The organism is Nocardiopsis halophila DSM 44494, from assembly GCF_000341245.1.
In the GTDB taxonomy this organism is placed as follows: Bacteria; Actinomycetota; Actinomycetes; order Streptosporangiales; family Streptosporangiaceae; genus Nocardiopsis_A; species Nocardiopsis_A halophila.
In genome coordinates this window covers 1-11,061 of sequence record NZ_ANAD01000222.1, presented here as the reverse complement: position 1 = coordinate 11,061, position 11,061 = coordinate 1, and the positions used below count along the sequence as shown (strand labels likewise).

Here is an 11,061-nt window from a genome sequence, read left to right as displayed (position 1 = left end):
CCCCCCCTGCCGAGCCGCCGCGGCGGCACGGGCGCGTCGACCGTGCCATCGCTCCGCTCAGCGGCGGGGTGCCCCGGCCGGGATCGGCATGTGCGCCCGCTCATCGTTGTCGGCCGAGGTGAGGGAGCGGAGCGTGAAGCCGGGGAACCCACCGATGCGCCCGTACTCGGCGGCTCGGGCGGCGCCGTGCGCCTCCCGAGCCGCCGGAGTCCGGCTCAGGGCCTCAGCCCCAGGCCAGGGCGACCTGTTCGGGGTCCTCCAGCATGGTGCCGATGTCGCGGAGGACCTTGGAGCCGAGTTCGCCGTCGACCAGGCGGTGGTCGAAGGACAGGGACAGCGTCGTCACCTTCCGCAGCTTCAGCTTCCCCTTGTGCGCCCAGGGCATGTCGCGGATCTGGCCGAAGGCCAGGATCGCGGCCTCGCCCGGGTTGAGGATGGGCGTGCCCGCGTCGACGCCGAAGACGCCGACGTTGGTGATGGTGATCGTCCCGCCGGTCATGTCCGCCGGGGACGTCTTGCCCGCCCGCGCCGTCTCGGTCAGCGCCTGCAGGTCCCGCGCCAGGTCCGGCAGCGGCTTGGCGTGGGCGTCCTTGATGTTGGGGACCACCAGGCCGCGCTCGGTCGCCGCCGCGATGCCCAGGTTCACGTACTTCTTGAGCACGATCTCCTGCGCCTGCTCGTCCCAGGAGGCGTTGACCTCGGGGTGCCGCCGGACCGCCGTGAGCAGTGCCCGCGCCACCATCAGCAGCGGCGAGACCTTGGTGTCGGCGAACTCGGGCCGCTCGCGCAGCCGCCGCACCGCCTTCATCGTCCTGGTGACGTCCACCTGCAGGAACTCGGTGACGTGCGGGGCGGTGAACGCGCTGCCCACCATCGCCGCGGCGGTGCGCTTGCGCACGCCCTTGACCGGGATCCGCTCCTCCAGCGCCGACCGGTCGACGGACGGTGCGGCGGAAGGCGCGGCGGAGGCCGGGGCCGCGGGGGCGGCGGCCGGCGCCTCCGAAGGCGCGGCGGGTGCGGCGGGTGCCGCGCCCTCGGCGGCGCGGCGCACGTCGTCGCGGGTGACCAGGCCGCCCTCGCCGGTGGGATCGACCGCCCGCAGGTCCACGCCCAAATCCTTGGCCAGCTTGCGCACGGGCGGCTTGGTGAGCACGGGGCCCTGCGCCTCATGGGCCTCCGCGGCGGGGGCCGCCGGCGCCTCGGGGGCGCTCCCGTTCGCCTGCGCGCCGCCGGCGGCCGCGGCCGCCGGGCGGCGGCGCGGGCGCCGCTTGGTGGAGGAGGCCTTCTCGCCGTAGCCGACGAGGGGCTTCTCCTTCTCCTCGGTGTCCCCGGCGGACCCGGCCCCGGAGGACTCCGCCCCGGCGGACTCCGCGGAGGCGGACTCCCCGCCGCCGCTGCCGTCGTCCACCCGGATGATCGGGCTTCCGACCTCGACCGTGGCCCCCGCCTCGGCCAGCACCTCGTGCACCGTGCCCGCGTACGGGCTGGGCAGCTCCACCGCGGCCTTGGCGGTCTCGATCTCGCAGATCATCTGGTTGACCTCGACCCGGTCGCCCGGCTGGACGTACCACTGCAGGATCTCGGCGTCGACCAGCCCCTCGCCGACATCGGGCAGCCGGAACTCCTGAATGCCACTCTGCGCCATGCTCTTCTCCGACTCCCTCGGCTCAGTACGCGAACGCCCGGTCGACCCCGTCCAGCACCCGGTCCAGGTCCGGCAGGTAGTGCTCCTCCAGCCGGGACTGCGGGTAGGGGGTGTCGAAGGCGGCGACCCGGATCACCGGGGACTCCAGGTGGTAGAAGCACTCCTCGGTGACGCGCGCGGCGATCTCGCCGCCCACGCCGTGGCTGAGCGGCGCCTCGTGCGTGATCACCAGGCGTCCGGTGCGGCGCACCGACTCGGTCACCGTGTCGTAGTCCACCGGCGCGATCGAGCGCAGGTCGATCACCTCGATGGAGCGCTCCTCATCGGCCTCGGCCGCCTGCAGGGCGGTCTTGACCATGGGCCCGTAGGCCAGCAGGGTGGCGTCGGTGCCCGGACGCGCGATGCGGGCGCGCCCCATCGGCTCCGCGCTCTCCAGCGCCGCGTCGGTGTCCACCTCGGCCTTCTCGTAGTAGCGCCGCTTGGGCTCCAGGAAGACGACCGGGTCCTCGCTGCGGATCGCCTGCTGGATCATCCAGTAGGCGTCCACCGCGTTGGCGACGGTGACCACCCGCAGCCCCGCGGTGTGCGCGAAGTAGGCTTCGGGCGACTCGCTGTGGTGCTCGACCGCGCCGATCCCGCCGCCGTAGGGGATGCGCAGCACGATCGGCACGCTGACCTTGCCGGCCGAGCGGCGGCGCAGCTTGGCCAGCTGGGTGAAGGTCTGGTTGGCCGCGGGGAAGAAGAACCCGTCGAACTGGATCTCGCACACCGGCCGGTAGCCGCGCAGCGCCAGGCCGATGGCGGTGCCGACGATGCCCGACTCGGCCAGCGGGGTGTCGATGACCCGGTCGGCGCCGAAGTCCTTGTGCAGCTGGTCGGTGACCCGGAAGACGCCGCCCAGGCGGCCGACGTCCTCGCCCATGACCAGGACCTTGGGGTCGGCCTCCATGGCGCGGCGCAGCCCCGCGTTGATGGCCTTTCCGATGGTGAGGTTGGCGCTCATCGGTCAGCGACCCCCTTCGGCCCCGGCGTCCTCGAAGGACGCGAGGTAGTCGGCGAAGTCCGCCCGCTGGCGGTCGATGTGGACGTTGGGCTCGGCGTAGACCTCGTCGAAGATCTCCAGGGGGGCCGGGTCGGGCAGGGCGCGGCACTCGGTGCGGACCTGCTCGCCGATCCGGTCGGCCTCCTCGTCGACGCCCGCGAAGAACTCCTCGTCGGCCAGGCCCTGCTTCTCCAGGTAGGCCCGCAGACGCAGGATGGGGTCCTTGCGCTTCCACTCCTCCAGCTCGGCGGAGGCCCGGTAGCGGGTGGGGTCGTCGTTGGTGGTGTGCGCGCCCATCCGGTAGGTGAACGCCTCGATCAGGGTCGGGCCGTTGCCCTCGCGGGCGTTCTCCAGCGCGGCCCGGGTGACCGCCAGGGTCGCGAAGACGTCGTTGCCGTCGACCCGCACGCCGGGGAAGCCGAACCCGGAGGCGCGCTTGTAGATCGGCACCCGGGACTGGCGGTCCAGCGGCTCGGAGATGGCCCACTGGTTGTTCTGGCAGAAGAAGACGACCGGCGCGTTGTTCACCGCGGCGAAGTTGAACGCCTCGTTGGTGTCGCCCTGGCTGGTGGCGCCGTCGCCGAAGTAGGCGATGACCGCGTCGCCGCCCTCCTCGCCGAGCGCACCGTCGCGCTGGACGCCCATGGCGTAGCCGGTGGCGTGCAGCGCCTGGCTGCCGATGACGATCGTGTACAGCTGGAGGCCGTGCTCGGCGGGGTCCCACCCGCCGTTGGTGACGCCCCGGAACATGCCCAGCAGTTCCCTGGGGGCGACGCCGCGGCACCAGGCGACGCCGTGCTCGCGGTAGGAGGGGAAGGCCATGTCGCCGTCGCGCAGGGCGCGGCCGGAGCCGATCTGGGCGGCCTCCTGGCCCAGCAGGGACGCCCACAGGCCCAGTTCGCCCTGGCGCTGCAGGGCGACCGCCTCGGTGTCCACGCGGCGCACCAGGACCAGGTCGCGGTAGAGCGACCGGGCCTGTTCGCCGCCGATCTCCAGCGGGTAGTCGGGGTGCGTGTGCACCTCCCCGTCGGGGGTCAGGAGCTGGACGAGCTCCGGTTCGTCGTGCGCGGTGGTGTCCGACACCTGTCGCTCCTCGGGTACTCGGGGCCGACGCCGCGTGGGTGGACGCTGCCCGGCCGGTCCTCCGCCCGCTCACCCGGGGTAACGGGTCTGACGGGCGGCCCTGGTGCATATCGTGACAGACCTCACCATGCCCGGCGCAAGCCCCGGCGTCACCTTTTCGGCTGCGGGCCCATGATCCCCGACGCCGGAGAAAGCGCAACTACCAGGACTTCCTAGGATTCACAAGGCCGTCCGAAGAAAAATTCGGACCCCCGAGGACCCGCGGCGGGCACCCCCTGCACACACGCGCGGCCGGTCCCCGGGGAGTGGGGACCGGCCACGAACGCCGCAAATATGCCTACCGAGAGTGACTGTCCGGAGTGGCGACGGTCACCGGTGGTCACCTGAGGTGAGCGTCGCGGGAGGACGGATCGAGGAGGGCCGGAACCGGGGGCGGACCGCGCCGCGGACGGCGGGCGGGACCGCTCAGGCGGCGGCGCCCGCCCCGCGCTCGCGGGCGTAGTGCCCCAGCTGCTCCCGGAGCTGCCGGCGTGCGCGGTGCAGCCGCGACATCACCGTTCCGAGCGGGGTGCCCATGCGCGCGGCGACCTCCTTGTACGGGAAGCCCTCGACATCGACCAGGTACACGACCAGGCGGAACTCCTCGGGGAGCGCGGCCAGCGCCGAGCGGATGTCGGAGTCGGGCATGTGGTCCAGCACCTCGGCCTCGGCGGACCGGGCCCCGGTGGAGGTGTGCGCCTCGGCGGCGGCCAGCTGCCAGTCCTTGATCTCGTCGGTGGAGTCCTGGCGCGGCTCGCGCTGCTTCTTGCGGTAGCCGTTGATGAAGGTGTTGGTCAGGATGCGGTACAGCCAGGCCCTCAGATTGGTGCCGGCCCGGAACTGGTGGAAGTTGGCGAAGGCCTTGGCGAAGGTCTCCTGCACCAGGTCCTCGGCGTCGGCGGCGTTGCGGGTCATCCGCAGCGCCGTCGGGTAGAGCTGGTCCGCGTACGGGGTCACGGCCTCCGCGAAGTCGAGGCCCTTCTGCTCCTCGGCGTGCGGGGCGGTGCGCTCCATCTCGATGGTCGTCAAAACTCCCCCTTAGGACGACCGGTGGTCGGTACCGATCGGTACCGAACTGTTAGACGCGCAGACTAGCGCCGATTGATGACCGCTGCCCGGGTGATGCCCGTCACGGATCACCTCTCTTCCCGCGGTTGCGGGCGAGGCGGCCGCGATCCTTTGCCTTCGCAGGCCCGGCCCGTGCCGCCCCGCTCCCTTCCGCCGTCCCGCTACCCGTGCGACGCCGCAGGTACCGTACGCTTTTCCTGCTCCCTCGACTCCACTCCCAGACCATGCCGGAGGAACTGTGGCCCGCGTCATCGTCGACGTCATGCTCAAGCCCGAGATCCTGGACCCGCAGGGGCAGGCGATCGTGGGGGCCTGCGGCCGCCTCGGCTTCTCCGGCGTCGAGCAGGTCCGCCAGGGCAAGCGCTTCGAGGTGGAGATCGACGGCGAGGCCGACGAGGCCCGCCTGGAGGAGGTCCGCCGGCTCGCCGAGACCCTGCTCGCCAACCCGGTGATCGAGGACTTCGAGCTGCGCGTGGCCGAATAGCGCCGAACGGTCCACGGGGCCGCCGGACACCGCGTGCGGCCGCAGGCGACCGCCGGGGAAGGCGCCGTCCCCGCGACGGGAGCGCACCCCCGGTGCGGAGGGGCCCGTCCCCGCACGCGCCGGTGCCCGATTCCGCGCCGCTCGCCCCCGAAGTACCCGTTTCATCGCCCCCGCCTCGGGAAGCGGAACCGGTAGCGCCACCGAAAGCGGGGACCGGGTGACTTCCACGATGGACGTCGACGTCTCGTTCGCCCTACCGACGCAGACCTCCTCCGTTCCGGTGATGCGCGAGTGCGTCGGCAAGGTGCTGCACGCCCTCGGGCTCGACGACGAACGCGTCTTCCGCCTGCTCACCGCCGCCTCGGAGGCGTGCGCCAACGCCGTGGAGCACAACGACGGGGCGCGGGAGTACCGGGTCGAGGTCAGCGCCGACGAGCAGCGGTGCCGGATCGCCGTCAGCCACCGGGGCCGCGGCTTCTCCGTGCCGCCGCCCCGCCCGCCCGGCCCCGACGCCGAGTCCGGGCGCGGCCTGCCGCTGATGCGCGGACTGGTCTCCGAGGTCGAGGTCCGCACGCCGCCGCCGGGCCGCCCGGGGCGCACCACCGTGCTGCTCACCGAGGAGCTCCGGCCCGGGGGGCGGGACGCGCCCGGCCCCCGGCTACCGGTAACCTCGTGACCAGGTCCCGCCCGCCGCGCGGGCACCGGCCGGTCCGTCCGCCGCGCCGCGAGCCGCGGCACCACCACCGACGCATCATCGGAGAGTGCCCATGACAGCCCGTGTGGGCGTCGTCACGTTCCCCGGATCCCTCGACGACCGGGACGCCATGCGCGCCGTCCGGATCGCCGGCGCCGAGCCGGTCCCCCTCTGGCACGCCGAGGCCGACCTCAAGGGGGTGGACGCGGTGGTGCTGCCCGGCGGCTTCTCCTACGGCGACTACCTGCGCTGCGGCGCCATCGCCCGGTTCGCCCCGGTGATGGGCGAACTGGTGCCGGCCGCCCGATCGGGCGCGCTGCCGGTGCTGGGGATCTGCAACGGCTTCCAGATCCTGTGCGAGAGCCGCCTGCTGCCCGGCGCGCTGACCCGCAACCGGTCGCTGCACTTCGTCAACCGCCCGCAGCGGCTGCGGGTGGAGTCGGGCGCGACCGCCTGGACCGCCCGCTACACCCCGGGCGAGGAGATCACGGTGGTGCTCAAGAGCGGCGAGGGCCGCTACACCGCCGACGCCGCCACCCTGGACGCCCTGGAGGCCTCCGGCCGGGTGGTGGTGCGCTACAGCGGCGGGGCCCCCAACGGCTCCGACCGCGACATCGCCGGGGTCGCCAACGAGCACGGCAACGTGGTGGGCCTGATGCCCCACCCCGAGCACGCCGTCGAGGCCCTGACCGGGCCCTCCGAGGACGGGCTGGGGTTCTTCACCTCCGTCCTGGCGCACCTGGCCGGATCCGTGCCGGTCGGCGCGGATTGAGCCGACCGAGCGGACCGATACGCGAGACCGGAGGCGGTGCACCCCGATGATGGCGCTGATGCGGTCCCGCCGGACCATGGCCGTGGTGGTGGGGCTCGTCGTCCTCGCGATGGTGGCCACAGGCGCGGCCGGGCTGTTCAACGCGCTCCGCACGCCGCCGCCGCAGGAGCAGGAGCCGCCGCGCGACGCCCCGCCGGTATCCGCCCTGGGCACCTCGCCCTCCTCGGTCGGCTTCGTCGACCTGGGGCAGGAGTGCCGGGCCGCCACCCCCGAACGTCCGGGCGAGTGCTACCGGACCGTGGGCCTGGAGGCCGCCGAGGGCGGGGACCTCGAGGCCGAGGAGGCCCTGGAGGACGTGCGCGGGCACCTGATGGACCAGGGGTGGGAGCCGCTCCTCCCGGAGGGCGCCGACCCCGACGAGGAGGTCCCCGCCGGCGAGTTCGTCCTCTCCGACGGCTCGGTGATGGCCCTGGCCAGCACGGCCTCCCAGGACTCCTCGACACCGGCGGCGGTGGTGCTCGCCCACTACTGAGCCCGTCCGCCGAGCACGCCTCCGCCCCGGCCCGCCGCCCCCGGGCCCCGGCGGCCCCGCGCGGCGCCCCGCCGCGCACCCGCACGACCACCGCGCGCGCCGACCGCGGCGCACCACGAACCGCAGCGCACCGAACGGAAGATCTCCGCATGTCCCACACCCGCGCCATGGACACCGTGGCCCACGCCGAGACCACGCCGGACACCCCCCAGCCCTACGCCGAACTGGGCATGGCCGACGACGAGTACGCGCGCGTCCGGCGGATCCTGGGCCGCCGCCCGACAGCGGCCGAGCTGGCGATCTACTCGGTCATGTGGAGCGAGCACTGCTCCTACAAGAGCTCCAAGGTGCACCTGAAGAGGTTCGGGGAGACGGCCCCCGAGTCCGACGCGCTCCTGGTCGGCATGGGCGAGAACGCGGGCGTGGTGGACGTGGGCGAGGGCCGCGCGGTCACCTTCAAGATCGAGTCGCACAACCACCCGTCCTACGTCGAGCCGCACCAGGGCGCGGCCACCGGCGTCGGCGGGATCGTGCGCGACATCCTCACCATGGGCGCGCGCCCCATCGCGGTGATGGACGCGCTGCGCTTCGGCCCGGCCGACGCCCCCGACACCCGCCGGGTGCTGCCCGGGGTGGTCTCGGGCATCTCCTTCTACGGCAACTGCCTGGGGCTGCCCAACATCGGCGGCGAGCTGGGCTTCGGCGCGGGCTACGCGGCCAACCCGCTGGTCAACGCGCTGTGCGTGGGCGTGATGCGGCACGAGGACATCAAGCTCGCCCAGGCCCCCGGACCGGGCAACAAGGTGGTGCTCTTCGGCGCCACCACCGGCCCCGACGGCATCGGCGGCGCGTCGGTGCTGGCCAGCGCCACCTTCGACGACCAGAGCCAGGCCAAGCGGCCCAGCGTCCAGGTCGGCGACCCGTTCCTGGAGAAGCTGCTCATCGAGTGCAGCCTGGAGCTGTTCGCCGAGGACCTGGTGGTGGGCATCCAGGACCTGGGCGCGGCCGGCGTCTCGTGCGCCACCACCGAGCTGGCCGCGGGCGGCACCGGCGGGATGCGGATCGAACTGGACCGCGTTCCGCTGCGGGACTCCACGCTCACGCCGGAGGAGATCCTGATGAGCGAGTCCCAGGAGCGCATGATGGCGGTGGTGGAGCCCGCCAAGCTGGAGGCGTTCCTGGCCGCCTGCGCCAAGTGGAACATCGAGGCCGCGGTGATCGGCGAGGTGACCGAGGTGTCGCCGGAGGAGGCCGAGCGCGGCGGGCGGCTGCGGATGACCTGGCACGGCGAGACCATCGTCGACCTTCCGCCGCGGACCGCCGCCGACGAGGGGCCGGTCTACGAGCGCCCCTACGCACGCCCCGCCGAGCAGGACGCGCTGCAGGCCGACACCCCCGACCGGCTGGACCGGCCCAAGGACGCCGCGGCGCTGCGCGAGCAGCTGCTGTCGGTGCTGGCGGCGCCGGGGGTGTGCGACCCGACGTGGGTCACCCAGCAGTACGACTCCTATGTGATGGGCAACACGGTGCTGGGCGCCCCGGCCGACGGCGGCATGGTGCGCATCGCCGAGGACTCCGACCGGGGCATCGCGCTGGCCACCGACGGCAACGGCCGCTTCACCCGGCTCGACCCCTATACCGGCACCCGCGCCGCCTACGCCGAGGCCTACCGGAACGTGGCCGCCACCGGCGCGCGGCCGATCGCGGTGACCAACTGCCTGAACTTCGGCTCGCCGGAAGACCCGGGGGTGATGTGGCAGTTCGCCGAGTCCACCCGCGGGCTGGCCGAGGCCTGCCGGGACATGGGCACCCCGGTCACCGGCGGCAACGTCAGCTTCTACAACCAGACCGGCCACAGCGCCATCGACCCCACCCCGGTGATCGGCGTGCTGGGCGTGATCGGCGACGTGCACGACCGGCTCACCTCGGCGTTCCGCGCCGCCGACGACGGCGCGGCGCTGTACCTGCTCGGCGAGACCCGCGCGGAGCTGGGCGGTTCGGCCTGGGCCGGGACGGTCCACGGCCACCTGGGCGGGCTGCCGCCGCGGGTGGACCTGGAGGCCGAGCGGGCGCTGGGCGAGGTGCTGGCCTCGGCCGCCGAGTACGGGGTGGCGGCGGCCGCGCACGACCTGTCCGACGGCGGGCTGGCGGTGGCGCTGGCCGAGTCGGCGCTGCGCGGCGGCGCCGGGTGCTCGGTCCGCCTGGAGGGCGGCGTCGAGGGCGCCTTCACCGCGCTGTTCAGCGAGTCCACGGCCCGCGCGGTGGTGGCGGTGCGCCCGGACGCCGAGGACGCCTTCCGCGAGCTGTGCTCCCGGAACGGGGTCCCCGCCGCGGCGATCGGCACGGTCGGCGGGACCGCGGTGGCGGTCGCCTACGAGGGCGGCGGCTTCGAGATCCCCGTCGACGAGCTGCGCCGGGCGCACACCGCCACGCTCCCCGAGATCTTCGACGCCGAGTAGGGCGTGTCCGGCGGGGCACGGGCCCAGGCTCCGCGCCCCGCCGGTGCGCCTCAGCGCCGGACGGCGCCGTCCGGACCCCGGGCGCCGCGGCCCGCGCGCCGGGACATCCGCTCCAACCGGGCCGTCCGCTCCTCCGTCGACGGGTGGGTCCGCACCGCCCACCGGACCGTCGCGATGAAGCCGTCCCCGTCCGCCGCCCCGTCCCGGAACGGGACGATGGCCTGCCGCAGCGACGCCCCCATGTCCCGGAGGTCCTCGGCGGGGACCCGGTGCATGCCGCCCGCGATCGCGCCCAAGGCGGACGCGAGCTCGGCCGGGGAAGCGGTGAGCTCGGCCGCGGCGCGGTCCGCGGCCAGCTCTCGGCGGCGGCCGAGCCAGGCGGCCACGATATGGCCGGGGATCGCCAGCCACAGGACCACCAGCACCAGCGTGACCATCAGGGCGAACATCAGGATCCGCAGCGCGGCCCGCAGGGTGCCCGCGAGGATCAGCAACGGGGCGGCGAACGGCCGCGGGACCCGGCGGGGCGGGCCGGGGTCCCCCCGCGGGCGGCGCTTCTCGCCCCAGCCCGCACTCCAGGGCCGTCCGCACAGCCGGGCCAGCGCGCAGACAGGGCGCTCCAGGTACTCCAAGCCGTTGGTGACGAAGAGGATCGGGGCGGAGAAGAGCATGGCCGGCCCCTGGCTCAACCCCTGGGCGAACTTCATCATCCGCCGGTCGGCGTGCGCCAGGTGCGCGAACTCGTGCGCGACGACCGCTTCCAGACGCCGGTTGTCCAGCAGCTCCAGCAGCCCGCGGCTGACGTACAGCCGCGCCGGACCCTCTTTCGCGAACAGGGGGAAGGGCCTTGGCCCCGCCTTCGGCGGCACGCGCACCAGGGCGTTGGGCGCGGCCGTCTCCATGATCCACAGGACGGGCGGATCCTGGCCCGTGAGCGCACAGACGCGGTCGACGACGGTGTGCAAGCGCGGCTCGCCGTGCCGTTCGGCGACTCTGCAGCGGACGGGAGGGGCCTTCTCTTCCGCATCCCCGAACACTGCGGCCGCCAGCGACGCGGGAATCGGGAGAAGCCCGAGCCACCAGGGGATCCACACCCATGATCGGTGCTCCGAGGCCCACTGCAGCATCACGCACGACCAGAACGCATAGGCCAAGGGAACCGCTGCCACCAGGAGCCAGGTGCCTGCGATCTCCCACGTCGTCCGGGCCGTGCCGAATGCCTTCATGCAGGGCATTCAACCAA

The 11,061-nt window shown here is 73.9% G+C and carries 10 protein-coding genes; 5 read left to right on the top strand and 5 right to left on the bottom strand.

Annotated elements, in window-relative coordinates; all coding sequences use genetic code 11:
* Nucleotides 1-223: 223 nt before the first annotated feature.
* The 4 genes from D450_RS0124445 to D450_RS0124430 form a co-directional block, all read right to left on the bottom strand.
* Complete coding sequence (locus tag D450_RS0124445) at nucleotides 224-1,645, bottom strand: dihydrolipoamide acetyltransferase family protein (RefSeq protein WP_017541255.1); 1,422 nt, start codon at nucleotides 1,643-1,645, stop codon at nucleotides 224-226.
* A gap of 22 nt (nucleotides 1,646-1,667) precedes the next feature.
* The gene (locus D450_RS0124440; RefSeq protein WP_017541254.1) at nucleotides 1,668-2,648 is read right to left on the bottom strand and encodes an alpha-ketoacid dehydrogenase subunit beta; all 981 of its coding nucleotides are present in this window, start codon (nucleotides 2,646-2,648) and stop codon (nucleotides 1,668-1,670) included.
* 3 nt (nucleotides 2,649-2,651) lie between these two features.
* Nucleotides 2,652-3,770 (bottom strand): pyruvate dehydrogenase (acetyl-transferring) E1 component subunit alpha, encoded by a 1,119-nt coding sequence (gene pdhA, locus D450_RS0124435; RefSeq protein WP_017541253.1) that lies wholly within the window; start codon nucleotides 3,768-3,770, stop codon nucleotides 2,652-2,654.
* Between the two features lie 465 nt (nucleotides 3,771-4,235).
* Nucleotides 4,236-4,838, bottom strand: a complete 603-nt coding sequence (locus tag D450_RS0124430; protein WP_017541252.1) for a sigma-70 family RNA polymerase sigma factor — start codon at nucleotides 4,836-4,838, stop codon at nucleotides 4,236-4,238.
* 277 nt (nucleotides 4,839-5,115) lie between these two features.
* Between D450_RS0124430 and purS the strand changes: the two genes are divergently transcribed.
* The 5 genes from purS (at nucleotide 5,116) to purL (ending at nucleotide 9,818) form a co-directional block, all read left to right on the top strand.
* Complete coding sequence (purS, locus tag D450_RS0124425; RefSeq protein ID WP_017541251.1) at nucleotides 5,116-5,361, top strand: phosphoribosylformylglycinamidine synthase subunit PurS; 246 nt, start codon at nucleotides 5,116-5,118, stop codon at nucleotides 5,359-5,361.
* A 217-nt stretch (nucleotides 5,362-5,578) separates the two neighbouring features.
* Entirely contained in the window at nucleotides 5,579-6,037 is a 459-nt protein-coding gene (locus tag D450_RS0124420) for an ATP-binding protein (protein WP_241483274.1), read from the top strand.
* A gap of 91 nt (nucleotides 6,038-6,128) precedes the next feature.
* Nucleotides 6,129-6,827, top strand: coding sequence for a phosphoribosylformylglycinamidine synthase subunit PurQ (gene purQ / locus D450_RS0124415; protein WP_026128750.1), 699 nt, complete (start codon nucleotides 6,129-6,131; stop codon nucleotides 6,825-6,827).
* Nucleotides 6,828-6,885: 58 nt separating this feature from the next.
* The gene (locus D450_RS0124410; protein ID WP_241483273.1) at nucleotides 6,886-7,359 is read left to right on the top strand and encodes a hypothetical protein; all 474 of its coding nucleotides are present in this window, start codon (nucleotides 6,886-6,888) and stop codon (nucleotides 7,357-7,359) included.
* Nucleotides 7,360-7,508: 149 nt separating this feature from the next.
* Nucleotides 7,509-9,818: a phosphoribosylformylglycinamidine synthase subunit PurL gene (purL, locus tag D450_RS31190; protein WP_017541247.1), complete on the top strand. Its 2,310-nt coding sequence runs from the start codon at nucleotides 7,509-7,511 to the stop codon at nucleotides 9,816-9,818.
* Nucleotides 9,819-9,868: 50 nt separating this feature from the next.
* Here the strand turns inward: purL and D450_RS0124400 are convergent, their stop codons facing one another.
* Entirely contained in the window at nucleotides 9,869-11,044 is a 1,176-nt protein-coding gene (locus D450_RS0124400) for a M48 family metalloprotease (RefSeq protein WP_161631160.1), read from the bottom strand.
* Nucleotides 11,045-11,061 lie beyond the last annotated feature (17 nt).

What these genes read in the sequence shown, in the direction of transcription:
- D450_RS0124445 (WP_017541255.1), bottom strand. Translation starts at nt 1,645, where the DNA reads ATGGCGCAGAGTGGCATTCAGGAGTTCCGGCTGCCCGATGTCGGCGAG.
- D450_RS0124440 (WP_017541254.1), bottom strand. Translation starts at nt 2,648, where the DNA reads ATGAGCGCCAACCTCACCATCGGAAAGGCCATCAACGCGGGGCTGCGC.
- purQ (WP_026128750.1), top strand. Translation starts at nt 6,129, where the DNA reads ATGACAGCCCGTGTGGGCGTCGTCACGTTCCCCGGATCCCTCGACGAC.
- D450_RS0124410 (WP_241483273.1), top strand. Translation starts at nt 6,886, where the DNA reads ATGCGGTCCCGCCGGACCATGGCCGTGGTGGTGGGGCTCGTCGTCCTC.
- purL (WP_017541247.1), top strand. Translation starts at nt 7,509, where the DNA reads ATGTCCCACACCCGCGCCATGGACACCGTGGCCCACGCCGAGACCACG.
- D450_RS0124400 (WP_161631160.1), bottom strand. Translation starts at nt 11,044, where the DNA reads ATGAAGGCATTCGGCACGGCCCGGACGACGTGGGAGATCGCAGGCACC.